General features: G+C 59.3%; 19 protein-coding genes. 18 read left to right on the top strand and 1 reads right to left on the bottom strand.

The genetic code is table 11. The features are described 5' to 3' along the window. The first annotated feature begins 42 nt into the window (after nucleotides 1–42). From ACA060_RS23480 to ACA060_RS23395, 18 genes are all read left to right on the top strand, one after another. The gene (locus ACA060_RS23480) at nucleotides 43–1,257 is read left to right on the top strand and encodes an IscS subfamily cysteine desulfurase (RefSeq protein ID WP_010457878.1); all 1,215 of its coding nucleotides are present in this window, start codon (nucleotides 43–45) and stop codon (nucleotides 1,255–1,257) included. An 82-nt stretch (nucleotides 1,258–1,339) separates the two neighbouring features. Continuing rightward, nucleotides 1,340–1,726: a Fe-S cluster assembly scaffold IscU gene (gene iscU, locus ACA060_RS23475; RefSeq protein WP_003443374.1), complete on the top strand. Its 387-nt coding sequence runs from the start codon at nucleotides 1,340–1,342 to the stop codon at nucleotides 1,724–1,726. A 28-nt stretch (nucleotides 1,727–1,754) separates the two neighbouring features. Further along, on the top strand, nucleotides 1,755–2,078 hold the full coding sequence (gene iscA, locus ACA060_RS23470) for an iron-sulfur cluster assembly protein IscA (RefSeq protein ID WP_007903589.1): 324 nt from the start codon (nucleotides 1,755–1,757) through the stop codon (nucleotides 2,076–2,078). A gap of 8 nt (nucleotides 2,079–2,086) precedes the next feature. Further along, the gene (gene hscB, locus ACA060_RS23465; RefSeq protein WP_497313521.1) at nucleotides 2,087–2,608 is read left to right on the top strand and encodes a co-chaperone HscB; all 522 of its coding nucleotides are present in this window, start codon (nucleotides 2,087–2,089) and stop codon (nucleotides 2,606–2,608) included. 51 nt (nucleotides 2,609–2,659) lie between these two features. Further along, entirely contained in the window at nucleotides 2,660–4,522 is a 1,863-nt protein-coding gene (hscA, locus tag ACA060_RS23460; RefSeq protein WP_497313519.1) for a Fe-S protein assembly chaperone HscA, read from the top strand. Between the two features lie 2 nt (nucleotides 4,523–4,524). After that, nucleotides 4,525–4,866: an ISC system 2Fe-2S type ferredoxin gene (gene fdx, locus ACA060_RS23455; protein WP_109634612.1), complete on the top strand. Its 342-nt coding sequence runs from the start codon at nucleotides 4,525–4,527 to the stop codon at nucleotides 4,864–4,866. A 14-nt stretch (nucleotides 4,867–4,880) separates the two neighbouring features. Then, nucleotides 4,881–5,081, top strand: a complete 201-nt coding sequence (gene iscX / locus ACA060_RS23450) for a Fe-S cluster assembly protein IscX (protein ID WP_017340315.1) — start codon at nucleotides 4,881–4,883, stop codon at nucleotides 5,079–5,081. Nucleotides 5,082–5,173: 92 nt separating this feature from the next. Next, entirely contained in the window at nucleotides 5,174–5,599 is a 426-nt protein-coding gene (ndk, locus tag ACA060_RS23445; RefSeq protein WP_007916882.1) for a nucleoside-diphosphate kinase, read from the top strand. A gap of 28 nt (nucleotides 5,600–5,627) precedes the next feature. Further along, a complete protein-coding gene (gene rlmN / locus ACA060_RS23440) occupies nucleotides 5,628–6,770 on the top strand; it encodes a dual-specificity RNA methyltransferase RlmN (protein ID WP_007948172.1) in 1,143 nt (380 codons plus the stop codon). Nucleotides 6,771–6,787: 17 nt separating this feature from the next. Beyond that, nucleotides 6,788–7,546 (top strand): type IV pilus biogenesis/stability protein PilW, encoded by a 759-nt coding sequence (gene pilW / locus ACA060_RS23435; RefSeq protein WP_497313516.1) that lies wholly within the window; start codon nucleotides 6,788–6,790, stop codon nucleotides 7,544–7,546. Then, entirely contained in the window at nucleotides 7,546–8,601 is a 1,056-nt protein-coding gene (locus ACA060_RS23430) for a RodZ domain-containing protein (protein WP_497313514.1), read from the top strand. Before pilW ends, ACA060_RS23430 begins: the two co-directional genes overlap by 1 nt. A 3-nt stretch (nucleotides 8,602–8,604) precedes the next feature. Further along, nucleotides 8,605–9,714 (top strand): flavodoxin-dependent (E)-4-hydroxy-3-methylbut-2-enyl-diphosphate synthase, encoded by a 1,110-nt coding sequence (ispG, locus tag ACA060_RS23425; RefSeq protein WP_010457850.1) that lies wholly within the window; start codon nucleotides 8,605–8,607, stop codon nucleotides 9,712–9,714. A gap of 37 nt (nucleotides 9,715–9,751) precedes the next feature. Further along, entirely contained in the window at nucleotides 9,752–11,041 is a 1,290-nt protein-coding gene (gene hisS, locus ACA060_RS23420) for a histidine--tRNA ligase (protein WP_497313512.1), read from the top strand. Nucleotides 11,042–11,083: 42 nt separating this feature from the next. Next, the gene (locus tag ACA060_RS23415) at nucleotides 11,084–11,725 is read left to right on the top strand and encodes a tetratricopeptide repeat protein (RefSeq protein ID WP_109634605.1); all 642 of its coding nucleotides are present in this window, start codon (nucleotides 11,084–11,086) and stop codon (nucleotides 11,723–11,725) included. Further along, the gene (gene bamB / locus ACA060_RS23410; protein ID WP_497313510.1) at nucleotides 11,718–12,869 is read left to right on the top strand and encodes an outer membrane protein assembly factor BamB; all 1,152 of its coding nucleotides are present in this window, start codon (nucleotides 11,718–11,720) and stop codon (nucleotides 12,867–12,869) included. The genes ACA060_RS23415 and bamB overlap by 8 nt, the downstream gene beginning before the upstream one ends. A gap of 140 nt (nucleotides 12,870–13,009) precedes the next feature. Next, the gene (gene der, locus ACA060_RS23405) at nucleotides 13,010–14,479 is read left to right on the top strand and encodes a ribosome biogenesis GTPase Der (protein WP_109634602.1); all 1,470 of its coding nucleotides are present in this window, start codon (nucleotides 13,010–13,012) and stop codon (nucleotides 14,477–14,479) included. Between the two features lie 310 nt (nucleotides 14,480–14,789). Continuing rightward, the gene (locus ACA060_RS23400) at nucleotides 14,790–15,938 is read left to right on the top strand and encodes a pyridoxal phosphate-dependent aminotransferase (protein WP_497313508.1); all 1,149 of its coding nucleotides are present in this window, start codon (nucleotides 14,790–14,792) and stop codon (nucleotides 15,936–15,938) included. Next, entirely contained in the window at nucleotides 15,926–16,717 is a 792-nt protein-coding gene (locus ACA060_RS23395) for an amidohydrolase (RefSeq protein WP_109634599.1), read from the top strand. The genes ACA060_RS23400 and ACA060_RS23395 overlap by 13 nt, the downstream gene beginning before the upstream one ends. 179 nt (nucleotides 16,718–16,896) lie before the next feature. On the opposite strand, the gene leuA is transcribed toward ACA060_RS23395, so the two are convergent. After that, a complete protein-coding gene (gene leuA, locus ACA060_RS23390; protein WP_109634598.1) occupies nucleotides 16,897–18,576 on the bottom strand; it encodes a 2-isopropylmalate synthase in 1,680 nt (559 codons plus the stop codon). Between the last annotated feature and the right edge of the window lie 415 nt (nucleotides 18,577–18,991).

Below are 18,991 nucleotides of genomic sequence, written 5' to 3'. Positions count from 1 at the left end.
AGCCAAGCGGTACGCCAGCCAGCCTGATTTAGGAGATAGTCCATGAAATTGCCGATTTACCTTGATTACTCTGCAACCACCCCGGTTGATCCGCGTGTGGCGCAAAAGATGAGTGAATGCCTGCTGGTTGACGGAAACTTCGGTAACCCGGCGTCCCGTTCCCACGTGTTCGGCTGGAAAGCTGAAGAGTCCGTCGAAAACGCTCGCCGTCAGGTCGCTGACCTGGTCAACGCCGATCCGCGTGAAATCGTCTGGACCTCCGGTGCCACCGAGTCCGACAACCTGGCAATCAAGGGTGCGGCGCATTTCTACGCGACCAAAGGCAAACACCTGATCACCACCAAGATTGAGCACAAGGCTGTCCTCGACACCATGCGCCAACTGGAGCGTGAAGGTTTCGAAGTGACCTACCTCGAGCCTCAGACTGATGGCCTGGTTACACCAGCGATGATCGAAGCCGCTCTGCGCGACGACACCATCCTGGTCTCGGTCATGCACGTGAACAACGAAATCGGCACCATCAACGACATCGCAGCCATCGGCGAACTGACCCGCTCCAAGGGCATTCTGTTCCACGTCGACGCGGCTCAGTCCACTGGCAAGGTCGAGATCGACCTGCAGAAGCTGAAAGTCGACCTGATGTCGTTCTCCGCCCACAAAACCTACGGCCCTAAAGGCATCGGCGCGCTGTACGTCAGCCGCAAGCCGCGTGTTCGCATCGAAGCGACCATGCACGGCGGCGGTCACGAACGTGGCATGCGTTCCGGCACCCTGGCGACCCACCAGATCGTCGGCATGGGCGAAGCGTTCCGTGTAGCCAAGGAAGACATGGCGGCCGAGAACATTCGCATCAAAGCCCTGAGCGACCGTTTCTTCAAACAGGTCGAAGGCCTGGAAGAGCTGTACATCAACGGCAGCATGACCGCCCGCGTACCGCACAACCTGAACCTGAGCTTCAACTACGTTGAAGGCGAGTCGCTGATCATGGCGCTCAAGGATCTGGCGGTTTCGTCCGGTTCGGCCTGCACCTCGGCTTCCCTTGAGCCTTCGTACGTACTGCGCGCCCTGGGCCGCAACGACGAACTGGCACACAGCTCGATTCGCTTCACCTTCGGCCGTTTCACCACCGAAGAAGAAATCGACTACGCCGCGCAGAAAGTCTGCGAGGCCGTTACCAAGCTGCGCACCTTGTCGCCGCTGTGGGACATGTACAAAGACGGTGTCGACATTTCGAAAATCGAGTGGGCGGCACACTGATTTCAAGTCGCCGCAAACCGGCCCTGCAAACCAAGGTTTCAGGGCTCAAGAGCGACTCTCTGATGAGTGAGGATTAAGAACCATGGCTTACAGCGAAAAGGTCATCGACCACTACGAAAACCCGCGCAACGTCGGCAAGATGGACGCGGAAGATCCTGATGTCGGCACCGGCATGGTCGGCGCTCCGGCGTGCGGCGACGTGATGCGCCTGCAGATCAAGGTCAACGAGCAAGGCATCATCGAAGACGCCAAGTTCAAGACTTACGGTTGCGGTTCGGCAATCGCCTCCAGCTCCCTGGCAACCGAGTGGATGAAAGGCAAGACTCTGGATGAAGCAGAGACCATCAAGAACACTCAGCTGGCCGAAGAACTGGCCCTGCCGCCAGTAAAAATTCACTGCTCCGTACTCGCTGAAGACGCTATCAAAGCGGCCGTCCGTGACTACAAGCAGAAGAAAGGCTTGATCTAAGCATTAAGCGACGAGTAAGGAGTCACCGATGGCTATCAGCATGACAGAAGCGGCTGCTCAACACGTGCGACGCTCCCTCAACGGGCGCGGCAAAGGTGAGGGGATTCGTCTGGGTGTTCGCACCACAGGCTGTTCCGGCCTTGCCTACGTGCTGGAGTTTGTCGACGAGGTGGTTGCAGAGGATCAGGTGTTCGAAAGTCACGGCGAGAAAGTGATCATCGACCCGAAAAGCCTGGCCTACCTGGACGGCACCGAACTCGATTTCGTCAAGGAAGGGTTGAACGAAGGCTTCAAGTTCAACAACCCTAACGTACGCGGTGAATGTGGCTGCGGCGAAAGCTTCAACATCTGAGGCTGCTCGTGGGTACTCCTTGTCATTTCGCTTTATTTGAACTGCAGCCGAGCTTCCGTCTGGATCTCGATCAGTTGGCCACGCGCTATCGTGAGTTGGCGCGCGGTGTTCATCCGGACCGCTTTGCAGACGCTTCCGAGCGCGAGCAACGGCTGGCGCTAGAGCAATCCGCGAGCCTCAACGAGGCCTACCAGACGCTCAAAAGTCCCCCGAAGCGCGCGCGATACCTGCTCGCCATGGGCGGGCGCGAGCTGCCGCTGGAGGTCACGGTGCATGATCCGGAGTTCCTTCTGCAGCAGATGGAGTTGCGTGAAGAGCTCGAAGACCTGCAAGACAGCGCCGACCTGGCGGGTGTTGCAGTGTTCAAGCGTCGCCTGAGGACCGCTCAGGATGAGCTGAACGAAAGCTTCGCAGCCTGTTGGGATGATGCAGCGCAACGTGAGCAGGCCGAACGCCTGATGCGACGCATGCAGTTCCTCGACAAGCTCACCTACGAAGTGCGCCAGCTAGAAGAGCGCCTCGACGATTAACCCAGTGCCGCTCCGGTCGCACGCCTGATATACAGATAAGTCCTGATAACGATGGCCCTACTGCAGATCGCCGAACCCGGCCAAAGTCCTCAACCGCACCAGCGTCGTCTGGCTGTGGGGATCGACTTGGGCACTACCAATTCGCTGGTCGCTGCATTGCGCAGTGGTCTTTCCGAGCCTCTGGCCGACGCTGACGGGCAGGTCATTCTGCCGTCCGCCGTGCGCTACCACGCCGATCGCGTCGAAGTCGGCGAGACCGCCAAGCTGGCGGCCGCGACCGATCCTTTGAACACGGTGCTGTCGGTCAAGCGCTTGATGGGTCGTGGTCTGTCCGACGTCAAGCAATTGGGCGACCAACTGCCGTACCGCTTTGTCGGTGGCGAGTCGCACATGCCGTTCATCGACACGATTCAGGGCCCGAAAAGCCCGGTCGAAGTCTCTGCCGATATCCTGAAAGTGCTGCGTCAACGCGCTGAAGAGGCGTTGGGCGGTGAACTGGTGGGGGCGGTGATCACCGTTCCGGCCTATTTCGACGATGCTCAGCGTCAAGCCACCAAGGATGCGGCCAAGCTGGCCGGTCTGAACGTCCTGCGCTTGCTCAATGAGCCGACCGCTGCCGCTGTGGCGTACGGTCTGGATCAACACGCCGAAGGCCTGGTCGCGATTTACGACCTGGGCGGCGGTACCTTCGATATTTCGATCCTGCGCCTGACCGGCGGTGTGTTTGAAGTGCTCGCTACCGGTGGCGACAGCGCCCTGGGCGGCGATGACTTTGATCACGCGATCGCTGGCTGGATCATTGAGAGCGCCGGTTTGTCCGCCGACCTCGATCCGGGTGCGCAACGCCATCTGCTGCAATCCGCTTGCGCAGCCAAAGAAGCCCTGACCAACGCCTCATCCGTTGAAGTCGCTTACGGTGACTGGAAAGCGCAACTGACTCGCGAAGCTTTTGATGCGCTGATCGAGCCAATGGTTGCCCGCAGCCTTAAAGCTTGCCGCCGCGCGGTGCGTGATTCCGGCATTGAGCTGGATGAAGTGCACGCCGTGGTGATGGTTGGTGGCTCGACGCGCGTACCTCGCGTTCGCGAAGCCGTCGCTGAAGCTTTCGGTCGCCAGCCGCTGACTGAAATCGATCCGGATCAAGTGGTGGCCATCGGTGCTGCGATCCAGGCCGATACATTGGCTGGTAACAAGCGCGATGGCGGCGAATTGCTCTTGCTCGACGTCATTCCGTTGTCCCTGGGGCTGGAAACCATGGGCGGGCTGATGGAGAAGGTGATTCCACGCAACACCACCATCCCCGTCGCCCGCGCCCAGGACTTCACCACTTACAAAGATGGCCAGTCGGCCATGGCGATTCACGTGTTGCAGGGCGAGCGTGAGCTGATCAGCGACTGCCGCTCCCTGGCGCGCTTCGAATTGCGCGGTATCCCGGCAATGGTCGCCGGTGCCGCAAAAATCCGCGTGACGTTCCAGGTCGATGCCGACGGTCTGCTCAGTGTTTCGGCTCGCGAGTTGGGTTCGGGCGTCGAGGCGAGCATTCAGGTCAAGCCTTCCTACGGCCTGACCGACGGCGAAATCGCCAAGATGCTCAAGGAATCGTTCCAGCACGCCAACGACGACAAGGTTGCCCGTGTACTGCGCGAGCAGCAGGTCGATGCGCAGCGCCTGATCGAAGCGGTGCAGGCCGCCCTCGATGTCGACGGTGAGCGCTTGCTCGACGCCGAAGAGCGCATGGTCATTGAATTGCAGATGCAGGAACTGACCGAACTGATGAAAGGCACCGATGGTTTCGCCATCGAGCAGCAGACCAAGCGTCTGTCGCAAGTGACCGATGCCTTTGCTGCCCGCCGCCTGGATTCGACGGTGAAAGCCGCGCTGGCGGGTCGCAACCTGAATGAGATTGAGGAATAACGATGCCGCAGGTCATTTTTCTGCCACACGAGAAGTTTTGCCCGGACGGCATGGTTGTGGAGGCTGAACCCGGCATCTCCATCCTCGAACTGGCGCATGAGCACCATATCGAGATGGAAAGCGCTTGCGGCGGCGTCTGTGCCTGCACCACTTGTCATTGCCTAATCCGTGAGGGCTTTGACTCGCTGGAAGAGGCTGATGAGCTGGAAGAAGACTATCTTGATAAGGCCTGGGGGCTGGAAGCTCAGTCGCGCCTGGCCTGTCAGGCAAAAGTCGGGACTGAAGACCTGACCGTTGAAATTCCGAAATACTCGCTCAACCATGCCGCCGAAGCGCCGCACTGATTCAAGGAAGTGACATGAGTCTGAAATGGGTTGATGTGCTGGAAATCGCGATCCAACTGGCTGAATCCAAGCCGGAAGTGGACCCGCGTTACGTGAACTTCGTCGATCTGCACAAATGGGTGCTGGCATTGCCGGAGTTCAGTGATGATCCGACCCGCGGTGGCGAGAAGGTGCTTGAAGCCATTCAGGCCGCCTGGATCGAAGAAGCAGACTGAGTCTGCGCCGTACGCAGTTAGGCAATACCAAAGAACCCGCGTATAATTCGCGGGTTTAATTTTTCGCAAATTACCGTTTCTGGAGTTACACCATGGCTGTTCAACGTACTTTCTCCATCATCAAGCCTGACGCTGTTGCAAAAAACGTCATCGGCGAGATCACCACTCGTTTCGAAAAAGCAGGCCTGCGCGTTGTAGCTTCGAAACTGAAGCAACTGTCCAAAGCCGAAGCTGAAGGCTTCTACGCTGAGCACAGCGCTCGTGGTTTCTTCGGCGACCTGGTTGCTTTCATGATCTCCGGTCCGGTTGTCGTTCAGGTTCTGGAAGGCGAAAACGCTATCGCTCTGAACCGTGAGCTGATGGGCGCTACCAACCCTAAAGAAGCTGCTGCCGGCACCATCCGCGCTGACTTCGCTGATTCCATCGACGCCAACGCTGTACACGGTTCGGACTCCGAAGCCGCTGCTGCTCGCGAAATCTCGTACTTCTTCGCAGCTACTGAAGTAACCACTCGCTAAGCATTGGCTTATGAGTGAAGGTGAATCCATGACTACATCGACTGTAAAAACTAACCTGCTGGGTCTGACCCAACAGGAAATGGAAAAATTCTTCGACTCAATCGGGGAGAAGCGTTTCCGTGCCGGTCAGGTAATGAAATGGATTCACCACCTTGGCGTCGATGATTTCGACGCCATGACGAACGTCAGCAAGGCCTTGCGCGACAAGCTCAAGGCTATTGCCGAAGTTCGTGGTCCTGAAGTCGTCAGCGAGGACATTTCCACCGACGGCACCCGTAAGTGGGTGGTGCGCGTGGCGTCCGGCAGCTGCGTCGAGACCGTCTACATTCCCCAGGGCAAGCGCGGCACTCTGTGCGTTTCGTCCCAGGCAGGCTGTGCCCTGGATTGCAGTTTCTGCTCCACCGGCAAGCAAGGTTTCAACAGCAACCTCACCGCCGCCGAAGTCATCGGCCAGGTGTGGATTGCCAATAAATCGTTCGGCAGCATCCCGGCGACCGCCGACCGTGCCATCACCAACGTGGTGATGATGGGCATGGGTGAGCCGCTGCTGAACTTCGACAACGTCGTGGCCGCCATGCATCTGATGATGGATGACCTGGGCTACGGGATCTCCAAGCGCCGCGTGACCCTGTCCACTTCGGGCGTGGTGCCGATGATCGATGAGCTGTCCAAGCACATCGACGTCTCCCTGGCGTTGTCGCTGCACGCACCAAACGACGCATTGCGTAACCAATTGGTGCCGATCAACAAGAAATATCCGCTTAAGATGCTGCTCGAGTCGTGCCAGCGCTACATGTCGTCCCTGGGCGAAAAGCGCGTGCTGACCATCGAGTACACCTTGTTGAAAGATATCAATGACAAGGTCGAGCATGCCGTCGAGATGATCGAGCTGCTCAAGAACATCCCGTGCAAGATCAACCTGATTCCGTTCAACCCGTTCCCGCATTCCGGTTACGAACGCCCGAGCAACAACGCGATTCGCCGGTTCCAGGATCAGCTTCACCATGCAGGCTTCAATGTCACCGTACGCACTACCCGCGGTGAAGACATCGATGCCGCGTGTGGCCAATTGGTAGGGCAGGTGCTGGATCGCACCCGTCGCAGCGAACGTTATATCGCCGTGCGCGAATTGAGCGCCGAGAACGATATGGCGCAAAACGCCGCGAAATAAATCAAGAGAGGATCTCTATGTCCCTGCGCTTCGCGCTGCTTTTGCTGTTGGCCAGCCTGTGTGCTGGCTGCGTCCTGTCGGGCGATTTCAACCCGATGAAAACCAGCAAGGGTCGCGATGAAGCGCGTAATGCCTACGTGCAACTGGGCTTGGGATACTTGCAGCAAGGCATGACCGAGCGGGCGAAAGTGCCATTGAAGAAAGCCCTGGATCTGGATGACTCCGATCCGGATGCCAATGCGGCGCTTGGATTGGTGTTCCAGGCGGAAATGGAACCTGAGCTGGCAGACCAGCACTTTCGCAAGGCGCTGTCTTCCCGTCCCGACGATGCTCGAATCCTGAACAACTACGGCAGCTTTCTTTTCGAAGAAAAACGTTACAAAGAGGCTTACGAGCGCTTTGAACAGGCCGCCGCCGATACCCTGTATCCTGAGCGTTCGCGGGTGTTCGAGAACCTGGGCATGACCGCTTCGAAGCTGGGCCAGCGTGATCTGGCGCAGCAGCAACTGGAAAAAGCCCTGCGTTTGAACCGCCAACAACCGCGTGCATTGCTGGAAATGGCTGAGTTGTCCTTCGAAGACAGGCATTATGTGCCCGCGCGTGACTACTACGATCGTTTTAGCCTGCTCACCGAGCAAAATGCACGTAGTCTATTGCTCGGCGTTCGGCTGGCAAAAGTGTTTGAAGATCGCGACAAGGCCGCCAGTTTTGGCCTGCAACTAAAACGACTCTATCCCGGTACGCCGGAATATCAGCAATACCTGTCGGAGCAATGATGAAAGCGGCGCATCCCGAAGTTGTAGCAGCGAATCGCGTTAACCCCGGTGAGACTTTGCGCCAGGCCCGCGAAAGCAATGGCTGGTCGCTGGCCGAAGTGGCCCTCAAGCTCAACCTCACCGTTAATTCCTTGAGCAACCTGGAAGCCGGCGCGTTCGACAAGCTGCCAGGGCACACCTTTGCTCGCGGTTATATTCGCGCGTACGCCAAGTTGCTGGGCATGGACCAGACCGTTCTGGTGCAGCAGTTCGACCAATCCACCGGCACCGACTCCCAGGGCAGCAACGTCCACAGCCTGGGCCGTATCGAAGAACCGGTTCGGGTTTCCCACACTATTTTGCGCATTGTCAGCCTGCTGTTGCTGATTGCAGTGATTGGTGGTGGTTTTGTCTGGTGGCAGGATCAGACTTCCCTGCGCACCAAGGACCTGATCAGCCCGAGTCCGGAGCACGTCGAAGTCGAAGGCGCTGATGGGACCACCCAGATCCATCCGCTGGACGAGCCGGAAGACCAGGCCGTCGCGGAAGGTGCGGAAGGTCAGGCTGACGGCGCCACCGCGCTCGCGTTGCCGCAAGCCGAGAATTCCACTGAAGCACCGGCCGAGGCTGAAGCCACCGCGCCTGCTGCCGCTCCAACTGCACCTGCACCTGCTACCCCAGCGCCTGCTGCACCGACGCACAGCACTGTGCCCGTTGTCGCGACTCCAGTTGCGCCAGCGCCGACTGCGCCTGTTGTGTCGACCCCGCCTGCAAGCGCATCGGTCACTCCGACCATTCCCGCTCCAGCCGCTCCAGCCGCTGCTCCGGTGGCCGGCCAAGGCCAGGTTCAATTGCAGTTCACCGCCGATTGCTGGACTCAAGTAACTGATGGCACTGGCAAGGTGCTGCTGAGCGGTCTCAAGCGTAAAGGCGAAAACGTTTCCGTCAGCGGCAAGCCGCCCTTTGCCGTACGTCTGGGCTTTGCCCGTGGCGCGCAGGTCAGCTACAACGGGCAGGCGGTCGATGTCGCTCCGTTCACCAGTGGCGAGACTGCTCGCCTGAAGTTGGGTCAATAAGTCATGCACGGCGAATCTCCAATCAAACGTCGCGAATCCCGCAAGATCTGGGTCGGTAACGTGCCCGTTGGCGGCGATGCGCCCATCGCTGTTCAGAGCATGACCAACAGCGATACCAATGACGTGGCCGCCACCGTGGCCCAGATCAATCGTCTGGAAGCCGCTGGCGTCGATATCGTGCGCATTTCCGTGCCGGACATGGACGCCGCCGAAGCCTTCGGCAAGATCAAGCAATTGGTCAAAGTGCCGTTGGTGGCCGACATCCACTTCGACTACAAGATCGCTTTGCGGGTAGCCGAGCTGGGCGTTGACTGCCTGCGCATCAACCCGGGCAACATCGGTCGTGAAGACCGCGTGCGTGCGGTGGTCGATGCCGCCCGTGATCGCGGGATTCCGATCCGCATCGGCGTCAACGCCGGTTCCCTGGAAAAAGACCTGCAAAAGAAATACGGCGAGCCGACCCCGGCCGCGCTGGTCGAGTCGGCCCTGCGTCACGTCGAGCACCTCGAACGCCTGAATTTCCAGGACTTCAAGGTCAGCGTGAAGGCCTCCGACGTGTTCATGGCCGTCGCCGCCTACCGCCTGCTAGCCAAGGAAATCGTCCAGCCGCTGCACCTGGGCATCACCGAAGCCGGTGGTTTGCGCTCAGGCACAGTGAAATCCGCCGTGGGCCTCGGTATGCTGCTCGCCGAAGGGATTGGCGATACTATTCGCATCTCGTTGGCGGCCGACCCGGTCGAGGAAGTGAAAGTCGGCTACGACATTCTCAAATCCCTGCACCTGCGTTCCCGTGGCATCAACTTCATCGCCTGCCCGAGCTGCTCGAGGCAGAACTTCGATGTGGTCAAGACCATGAACGAACTGGAAGGGCGCCTCGAAGATCTGCTGGTGCCGCTGGATGTCGCGGTCATCGGTTGCGTGGTCAACGGGCCGGGCGAAGCCAAGGAAGCCCATATCGGCTTGACCGGTGGCACGCCCAACCTGATTTACATCGACGGCAAGCCGTCGCAGAAACTGACGAATGACAATCTGGTGGATGAGCTTGAACGCTTGATCCGCCAGAAAGCGGCCGAAAAGGTCGAAGCCGACGCGGCAGTTATCGCCCGCGGCTGAGCCCGACTGAAGAGCCGAACGAATTTAAGGATTTATAGTGAGCAAGTCTCTGCAAGCCATTCGTGGCATGAACGACATCCTGCCCGAACAGACGCCCCTGTGGCGTCATTTCGAGGGCACCGTCTCGCGTCTGCTGGATAACTACGGTTACAAGCAGATCCGCATGCCGATCGTCGAGTTCACCGAGCTGTTCAAACGCTCCATCGGTGAAGTGACCGACATTGTCGAAAAAGAGATGTACACCTTCGACGACCGCAACGGCGATTCCCTGACCCTGCGCCCTGAAGGCACAGCGGCCTGCGTGCGTGCGGTGCTCGAGCACGGCATCACCGGCGGTGGCCAGGTGCAGAAACTCTGGTACATCGGCCCGATGTTCCGCCACGAACGTCCGCAGAAAGGCCGCTATCGCCAGTTTCACCAGATCGGAGTAGAGGTGTTCAACCTCGACGGTCCGGACATCGACGCCGAGCTGATCATCCTGACCTGGCGCCTGTGGGGCGAGCTGGGCATCCGTGATGCGGTCAAGCTCGAACTTAACAGCCTGGGCACCAGCGAATCCCGTGGTCGTTATCGCGAAGCGCTGGTCGAATTCCTGTCCGCTCACCTGGACAAGCTGGACGAAGACAGCCAGCGCCGTCTGAAGACCAACCCTTTGCGGGTGCTTGATACCAAGAACGCCGACACTCAAGCGGTCCTGGTCGACGCGCCGAAAATGGCCGACTACCTCGACGAAGAATCCCGCGTGCACTTCGAGGGCCTGAAGGCTCGCCTGGACGCCGCCGGCATTCCTTACGTGATCAACCCGAAGCTGGTTCGCGGGCTGGATTACTACAGCAAGACCGTTTTCGAATGGGTCACCGACAAGTTGGGCGCTCAGGGCACCGTGTGTGCCGGTGGTCGTTACGACGGTCTGGTGGAGCAGATGGGCGGCAAGCCGACCCCCGGCGTTGGTTTCGCCATGGGTATCGAGCGCCTGGTGCTGTTGCTTGAAACCCTGGAGCAGATCCCGCAAGAGATCTCCCGTCAGGTCGACGTCTACCTCTGCGCCTTCGGTGAAGCTGCCGAGCTGGCCGGTCTGACCCTGAGTGAACGCGTTCGTGATGAATTGCCCAACCTGCGCCTGCAAGTCAATGCCGGCGCCGGCAGCTTCAAAAGCCAGTTCAAGAAGGCCGACAAGAGCGGTGCGTTGTATGCGCTGATCCTCGGTGACGACGAAATGGCCCAGCAAGTGGTAGGTTTCAAACCCCTGCGTGGCCAGGGCGAACAACAAAGCATTGCCTGGGATGCGCTTGCTGCACACCTGGCCACCTGCGTCGTGCAGGGTTGAAGCTGTCATAAACAGCCGATTTAGCGATTAAGGAGTATTGGGGTGTCGAGTACCGAAGACGAAAACCTGGCGGATTTAAAGGACTGGTGGACACGCAACGGCAAGCCCCTGGTCACTGGCGGCCTGTTGGCGCTGGTCATCGTGTTCGGCTGGCAGGCCTTTCAGAAGTATCAGAGCAATCAGTCGCAAGGCGCCTCGATTCTCTATCAGCAATTGCTCGAAACCACGCTGACGCCTGACGGCAAGCCTGATGCCGCCCGCGTTTCTGACCTGGCCGGCAAGCTCAACAGCGAGTTCGGCGGTAGCGCCTATGCGCAGTACGGCAGCCTGTTCGTGGCGAAAGTCGCGGTCGACAGCGGCAAGCTGGACGACGCGGCCACCGAGCTGAAAGCCATCGTTGCCAAACCGGCCAACCCGGCGCTGGGCGAAATCGCCCGTCAGCGTCTGGCGCAGGTGCTGGCCGCGCAGAACAAGGTCGATGAAGCCCTGAAGCTGCTCGAAGGCGATGCCGACAAGGCATTCCTGGCCACTCGCGAAGAACTCAAGGGCGACCTGCTGGTGCAGCTGGGTCGTACTGACGAAGCAAACGCGGCGTATCAAAAAGCCAAGGCGGCACTGTCGGATGAAGCGGCGGTCGGTGGCCTACAAATCAAGCTGGACGACCTGGCCAAAGGGGATGCGTGACGTGATCCGTTGGAAACATGCAGCATTGCTGGCTCTGGCCATTTTGGCCGCGGGTTGCAGCAGCAACAGCAAAAAAGAATTGCCACCGGCCGAGTTGACCGACTTCAAGGAAGAAGTGGTTCTGCAAAAGCAGTGGAGTCGTTCGATCGGTGACGGTCAGGGCGAAACCTACAACATGCTGGTTCCGGCGATCGAAGGCGATACCATTTATGCCGCCGACGTCACTGGCGTGGTGATGGCGCTGGATCGCAGCAACGGCGACGTCAAATGGAAGAAGGACCTTGAACTGCCTGTTTCCGGCGCCGTTGGCGTGGGTTACGGTCTGGTCATGTTCGGTACCATCAAGGGCGAAATCGTTGCCCTGGATGCGATCAACGGTGAAGAGAAATGGCGCGCTCGCGTGTCCAGCGAAGTCCTCGCACCGCCGGCCAACAACGGTGACGTTGTGGTGGTTCAGACTCAGGACGACCGTCTGATCGGTCTGGATGCCGCTACCGGCAACCAGCGCTGGTTGTATGACAGCACCCCTGCGGTCCTGACCTTGCGCGGCACCAGTGCACCGATCGTTACCAACCGCCTCGCGGTGGCTGGCCTGTCGACCGGTAAAGTGGTCGCTCTCGATATTTCCAACGGCGTGCCGGTGTGGGAACAACGGGTCGCGATTCCACAAGGCCGTTCGGAACTGGAACGTGTGGTTGATATCGACGGCGGCTTGCTGCTGTCCGGCGGTACGCTGTATGTCGCCAGCTACCAGGGTCGCGTTGCGGCACTGGATCTGGAAAGCGGTCGTCAGCTCTGGCAGCGTGATGCTTCCAGCTATGCCGGCGTCGCCCAAGGTTTTGGCAGCGTATACGTGAGCCTGTCTTCGGGCACCGTTGAAGGCGTCGACGAACGTTCCACCACAGCCTTGTGGAGCAACGATTCGCTGGCCCGTCGTCAACTGTCGGCTCCGGAAGTGTTTTCCAGCTATGTTGCAGTCGGTGATATGGAAGGCTACCTGCACCTGCTGAGCCAGGTGGACGGTCGTTTCGTCGGCCGCGAGCGCATCGACAGCGACGGCCTGCGTGCCCGTCCGCTGGTGGTGGGTGACTCGATTTATGTGTATGGCAACAGCGGCAAACTGGAAGCCCTGACCATTAAGTAAAGATTTGACTATGCTTGGGGTTTAACCCCCAGGCGGCCTTGTTCTGCAAGGCTTGCGGCGCCTTCAAGCGCTGCCCCGAGCACCAGCCGCTGCCTCGCAGCGGCTTTTGTATTTTCTGAAATAACGAAGTGGAGAGCCGCATGGTTCCCGTAATCGCCCTGGTGGGCCGACCGAACGTCGGCAAGTCCACCTTGTTCAACCGCCTGACCAGGACTCGCGACGCCATCGTCGGCGACTTGTCCGGTCTGACCCGTGATCGCCAATACGGTGAGGCCAAGTGGCAAGGGCGTTCCTACATTCTGGTCGACACCGGCGGTATCTCCGGTGACGAGCACGGTATGGACGAAAAAATGGCCGAGCAGTCGCTGCTGGCCATTGAAGAAGCGGATGTCGTTCTGTTCCTGGTAGATGCCAAGGCCGGTTTCACCGCCGCCGACCAGATGATCGCCGAGCATTTGCGCAAACGTAACAAGCGTTCCTACGTGGTTGCCAACAAGGTCGACAACATCGACCCTGAAATGGCCCGCGCCGAATTCGCCCCGTTGGGCATGGGCCACGCGATTCCGATCGCCGGTGCACATGGTCGTGGCATCACCCAGATGCTGGAAATCGCCCTCAGCGACTTCCCGAAAGACGATGACGAGCTGGAAGAAGGCGAGGAAGAGATCGTTGCCGAAGGCGAGGAAGCCAAGCGCATTCCTGGCCCTAGCGAAAAAGACGGGATCAAGATCGCGATCATCGGCCGCCCGAACGTCGGCAAGTCGACCCTGGTCAACCGCATGCTCGGTGAAGACCGGGTCATCGTCTATGACGAACCCGGCACCACCCGCGACAGTATCTACATCCCGTTCGAGCGTAACGACGAGAAGTACACGCTGATCGACACCGCCGGTGTGCGCAAGCGCGGCAAGATCCATGAAGAAGTCGAAAAATTCTCCGTGGTCAAAACCCTGCAGGCGATCAAAGACGCCAACGTGGTGATCTTTGTGATGGACGCCCGCGAAGGCGTGGTCGATCACGATCTCAACCTGCTGGGCTTTGCCATTGAGTCGGGTCGTGCGCTGGTCATCGCGATCAACAAGTGGGACGGCATGACGCCGAGCGAGCGCGACTTCGTGAAGGTCGAGCTGCAACGTCGACTGTTCTTCGTTGACTACGCCGACATCCACTTCATCTCGGCCCTGCACGGCACGGGCGTGGGCAACCTCTACGCCTCCGTACAGAACTCGTTCAAGTCTGCGGTCACCCGCTGGCCAACCAACCGCCTGACCACGATCCTGGAAGATGCGGTCAGTGAGCACGCGCCGCCGATGGTCAACAACCGCCGGATCAAGCTGCGTTATGCCCACTTGGGTGGTGCGAACCCGCCGATCATCGTGATCCACGGTAACCAGATCGAGAAGGTGCCGAAGTCGTACGTCCGTTATCTGGAAAACACTTACCGTCGTGTCTTGAAGCTGGTCGGTACGCCGATTCGCATCGAGTTCAAGGGCGGCGAGAACCCATATGAAGGTAACAAGACCTCGCTCACCGACCGTCAGGTCAACAAGAAACGCCGCATGATGTCGCACCACAAAAAGGCCGACAAAAAGCGCCGCGACAAGCGTTGATTCACTACTGCCTGCACATTGGTGCGGGCATCTTGTGGTCAGCTAGCTTGATGTGGCGAGGGAGCTTGCTCCCGCTCGGTTGCGCAGCAGCCGCAACGCGGCCCACGCGGTTTAGCTGAACGAACGCGGTTGCAGGTAATGGGACCGCTTCGCGGTCCAGCGGGAGCAAGCTCCCTCGCCACAGGTTCTGTGGTGAATGCATAAGAAGAGGGGCGCCCACCAGGCGCCCTTTTTTTATGGGCGCCGGATGGGCTATCCTCGGGCTCTCCCGCGCCGCCGTTAGAGCCGGGTGTAGAGCAGGGAATCACCGATGATCACCAGTAAGCTGCCGAATGTCGGCATCACTATCTTCACTCAGATGTCTCAGCTCGCGGCGCAAACCGGGGCGATCAACCTGTCCCAGGGTTTTCCCGATTTCGATGCCCCGCAAGCCCTGTGCGATGCGGTCGGCCGGCACATTGCCAATGGCCACAACCAATATTCACCGATGACCGGCCTGCCGGCGCTGCGCCAGCAGATTTCGGCGAAGATCGCCCGCAGCTACGGCGTCAACGTGGATGCCGACCATGAAGTGACGGTCACGCCCGGCGCCACTCAAGCGATCTTCTGCGCGATTCAGGCGGTTATCCACAGCGGCGATGAAGTGATCGTGTTCGACCCGTGCTACGACAGTTACGAGCCGTCGGTTGAGCTGGCCGGAGGTCGTTGCGTGCATGTGCAGTTGGGCCTGAACGATTTTGCCATCGACTTTGAAAAGCTCGCCGAAGCGATTTCCCCACGCACGCGGATGATCGTTCTCAACTCGCCACATAACCCCAGTGGCGCACTGATCAGTCGTGCCGAACTGGATCAGTTGGCAGCGTTGATTCGGAATCGCGACATCTACATCGTCAGCGACGAAGTCTATGAACACCTGGTTTTCGACGGCGTGCCTCATGTCAGCGTGCTCAATCACGAAGAGCTGTATCAGCGCGCCTTCGTGGTCAGTTCCTTCGGCAAGACTTATCACGTCACCGGCTGGAAAACCGGATACGTCGTCGCCCCGCCGGCGCTCACCGCCGAGCTGCGCAAGGTGCATCAGTACGTCAGTTTCTGCGGCGTGACCCCGCTGCAATACGCCTTGGCCGACTTCATGGCCGAACATCCCGAACACATTGAAGAACTGCCGGGTTTCTACCAGGCCAAGCGCGATCTGTTCTGCGATCTGCTGGCACCGTCGCGTTTCAGCTTCAAACGGGTGACCGGCACCTATTTCCAGCTGGTCGATTACTCGCAGATTCGCCCGGACCTCAATGATGTCGAGATGGCGCTGTGGATGACCCGTGAACATGGCGTGGCGAGCATCCCGATTTCAGTGTTCTACCAGACTCCACCTGAAGGCCAGCGCCTGGTGCGCTTGTGCTTCGCCAAACGCGAGGAGACGTTGCGTGAAGCAGCGGCAAAACTATGCGTGATCTGAGTGCACTGCCCAATCTGAACGTCGCGCTGATCCAGACCACCCTGGCCTGGCACGACCGTCAGGCCAACCTCGAGCATTTCGAGCAATTGCTTGAGCAGGCTCGCGGGGCGGATCTGATTATCCTGCCGGAGATGTTCACCACCGGTTTTTCCATGGAATCGGAAACCCTCGCCGAAGCAGAAAACGGTCCGACCAGCAAATGGCTGCGCGTTCAGGCGGCGAAACTCGACGCGGTGATAACCGGCAGCGTGATCGTCCAGGCCGCCGATGGCAGCCATCGCAATCGTCTGCTGTGGGCACGGCCGGACGGGGAAGTCTGGCATTACGACAAGCGTCATCTGTTCCGCATGGCCGGCGAGCACAACCACTACACGCCGGGCGAGCGCCAAGTACAATTCGAGCTCAAGGGCTGGCGAGTGCGGCCGCTGATTTGCTACGACTTGCGTTTCCCGGTGTGGAGCCGCGATGCACAGGACACCGACCTGTTGCTGTACACCGCCAACTGGCCCGGCGCACGCCGTCAGCACTGGAACCGTTTGCTGCCGGCGCGGGCGATTGAAAACCTGTGCTACGTGGCGGCGGTGAATCGCATTGGTACCGATGGCAAAGGCTTTGCTTACACCGGTGATAGCCAGGTGCTGGATTTCCAGGGTGAGACATTGCTCAGTGCGGGCGAAGCCGATGGTGTGTTTCAGGTCGTGCTGAATGCGGCGGATCTGCAAGCCTATCGCACACGGTTTCCGGCGAATCTGGATGCCGATACTTTCGAGTTCACCTGAGATCTCGGCAGCCTGAACCGGCCCCTTCGTGAGCAAGCCCGCTCCCACATTGGAATGCGGTCAAATGTGGGAGCGGGTTTGCTCGCGAAGAGGCCATGACAGCCACTGCATAATTTTCAGGCAAACAAAAAGGCCCCCAGGTTTTCACCTAGGGGCCTTTTGTATTTCAGCGAACGCTTTTACGCGGCTTTCGCTTCCGGCTGGCTCAGGGAGCGGTTCAGCGCGCTGAACAGGGCCTTGAAGCTCGCGGTGGTGATGTTTTCATCGATGCCGACGCCATGCACCGCACGTTCACCGTTCACACGCAGTTCAATGTAGGCCGCGGCCTTGGCATTGGTGCCCGCGCCGATTGCGTGTTCGTTGTAGTCCATGATTTCCACGGGAATCGGCAGACCGGCCACCAGGGCTTCCAGCGCGCCGTTGCCCTTGCCACGCCAGTGCAGGTTGGTTTCGCCTTGGCCTTTGCCCGAGACTTCCACTTCCACGGCGCTGTGACCGTTCTCTTCCTGCAGGCGATGGCTGACCAGCGCATACGGGGTGTTGGCCTGCAAATACTCGCTGTGCAACAAGGCGTGGATCTGTTGGGCGGTCATCTCCAGACCGAGGCGATCGGTTTCGCGCTGCACGACCTGGCTGAACTCGATCTGCATGCGACGCGGCAAGCTGATGCCGTATTCCTGCTCCAGCAGGTAGGCGATACCGCCCTTGCCCGACTGGCTGTTGACGCGGATGACCGCCTCGTAGCTGCGGCCGATGTCGGCCGGGTCGATCGGCAAGTACGGCACTTCCCACAGGGTGTCCGGTTTCTGCTGAGCGAAGCCCTTGCGGATGGCGTCCTGGTGCGAGCCGGAGAACGCGGTGTGAACCAGGTCGCCGACATATGGGTGACGCGGGTGAACCTGGATCTGGTTGCATTCTTCGACGACTTTGCGCACGCCGTCTATGTCGGAGAAGTCCAGCTCAGGGTGAATGCCCTGGGTGTAGAGGTTCAAAGCCACGGTCACGAGGTCGACGTTACCGGTACGCTCGCCGTTGCCGAACAGGCAGCCTTCGACTCGGTCCGCTCCGGCCATCAAGCCCAGTTCGGTGGCCGCAACGCCAGTGCCACGGTCATTGTGCGTGTGCAGGCTGATGATCACGCTGTCACGACGGTTGATGTGACGGCCGAACCATTCGATCTGGTCGGCATAAATGTTCGGGGTCGCGCATTCGACGGTGGCCGGCAGGTTGAGGATCACCTTGTGCTCAGGCGTCGGGTTCCAGACTTCGATCACCGCGTCGCAGACTTCCTTGGCGAATTCCAGTTCGGTCGCGCTGAAGGTTTCCGGCGAGTATTCGAACGTCCACTGGGTGTTCGGCTGCTGGGCGGCGTATTTGACGAACAGCTTGGCCGCGTTCACGGCGATGGCCTTGACCCCTTCCTTGTCCTGGTTGAAGACAATGCGGCGGAAGGACGGGGAGGTCGCGTTGTACAAGTGAACGATGGCTTTCTTCGCCCCGCGCAGGGATTCGAAAGTGCGCTCGATCAAGTCTTCACGGCCCTGGGTCAGCACCTGAATGGTGGTGTCGTCCGGGATGTGGTTGCCTTCGATCAAGGTACGGACGAAGTCGAAGTCGGTTTGCGACGCGGCCGGGAACGACGCTTCGATTTCTTTCACACCGACCTGCACCAGGGTTTTCCAGAAACGCAGCTTCTTGACCGCGTCCATTGGCTCGATCAGCGACTGGTTGCCGTCACGAAGGTCGGAGCTGCACCAGATCGGCGCTGCGGTGATGGTCTTCGATGGCCAGGTGCGGTCCGGGATATCGATGGTCGGGAACGCGCGGTATTTCGAAGACGGGTCTTTGAGCATGCTCATCGGGAAATCCTTATTGTGTGGGCCGAAAAAAGGCGGCCTGCCGGTGGATCAATTGTTCTTGGGGAAAAGCGTAGGGCGAGGCACCGCGATTCAGCCCGGCAGTCGTGCGCTGACGAGGCACAGGCTGCGGTGCTGGCGAAGCTGAATGAGGGTGTGAGAGGTTTTCATGCCTTCAACCCTAACCTCGGGGGTGGAGGATGGCAAGCAGTCGAAAAAAATTGAGAGGAATACCCGAAAAAGCGATTTTGTCGCGATTTTATTGCTTTGAATGGAAATGATCGTTTTTATGTTTGCGCGAGGCTTGAGGGATGCGCAATTGAAGAAGTCGAGCTGTGTCGATGCAAAGACCCAAGTTGTCGGGAGATGCTTCGGCGATTTTGAGGCCGTCTTCGCGGGCAAGCCACGCTCCCACAGG

The sequence above is a fragment of the Pseudomonas sp. LBUM1671 genome (assembly GCF_059695685.1).
The sequence above is the reverse complement of the archived record's forward strand: the minus strand, read 5'-3'. Positions and strand labels throughout refer to the sequence as shown.

What these genes read in the sequence shown, in the direction of transcription:
- ACA060_RS23480 (WP_010457878.1), top strand. Translation starts at nt 43, where the DNA reads ATGAAATTGCCGATTTACCTTGATTACTCTGCAACCACCCCGGTTGAT.
- iscU (WP_003443374.1), top strand. Translation starts at nt 1,340, where the DNA reads ATGGCTTACAGCGAAAAGGTCATCGACCACTACGAAAACCCGCGCAAC.
- iscA (WP_007903589.1), top strand. Translation starts at nt 1,755, where the DNA reads ATGGCTATCAGCATGACAGAAGCGGCTGCTCAACACGTGCGACGCTCC.
- hscA (WP_497313519.1), top strand. Translation starts at nt 2,660, where the DNA reads ATGGCCCTACTGCAGATCGCCGAACCCGGCCAAAGTCCTCAACCGCAC.
- fdx (WP_109634612.1), top strand. Translation starts at nt 4,525, where the DNA reads ATGCCGCAGGTCATTTTTCTGCCACACGAGAAGTTTTGCCCGGACGGC.
- iscX (WP_017340315.1), top strand. Translation starts at nt 4,881, where the DNA reads ATGAGTCTGAAATGGGTTGATGTGCTGGAAATCGCGATCCAACTGGCT.
- ndk (WP_007916882.1), top strand. Translation starts at nt 5,174, where the DNA reads ATGGCTGTTCAACGTACTTTCTCCATCATCAAGCCTGACGCTGTTGCA.
- rlmN (WP_007948172.1), top strand. Translation starts at nt 5,628, where the DNA reads ATGACTACATCGACTGTAAAAACTAACCTGCTGGGTCTGACCCAACAG.
- pilW (WP_497313516.1), top strand. Translation starts at nt 6,788, where the DNA reads ATGTCCCTGCGCTTCGCGCTGCTTTTGCTGTTGGCCAGCCTGTGTGCT.
- ACA060_RS23430 (WP_497313514.1), top strand. Translation starts at nt 7,546, where the DNA reads ATGAAAGCGGCGCATCCCGAAGTTGTAGCAGCGAATCGCGTTAACCCC.
- ispG (WP_010457850.1), top strand. Translation starts at nt 8,605, where the DNA reads ATGCACGGCGAATCTCCAATCAAACGTCGCGAATCCCGCAAGATCTGG.
- bamB (WP_497313510.1), top strand. Translation starts at nt 11,718, where the DNA reads ATGCGTGACGTGATCCGTTGGAAACATGCAGCATTGCTGGCTCTGGCC.
- der (WP_109634602.1), top strand. Translation starts at nt 13,010, where the DNA reads ATGGTTCCCGTAATCGCCCTGGTGGGCCGACCGAACGTCGGCAAGTCC.
- ACA060_RS23400 (WP_497313508.1), top strand. Translation starts at nt 14,790, where the DNA reads ATGATCACCAGTAAGCTGCCGAATGTCGGCATCACTATCTTCACTCAG.
- ACA060_RS23395 (WP_109634599.1), top strand. Translation starts at nt 15,926, where the DNA reads ATGCGTGATCTGAGTGCACTGCCCAATCTGAACGTCGCGCTGATCCAG.
- leuA (WP_109634598.1), bottom strand. Translation starts at nt 18,576, where the DNA reads ATGAGCATGCTCAAAGACCCGTCTTCGAAATACCGCGCGTTCCCGACC.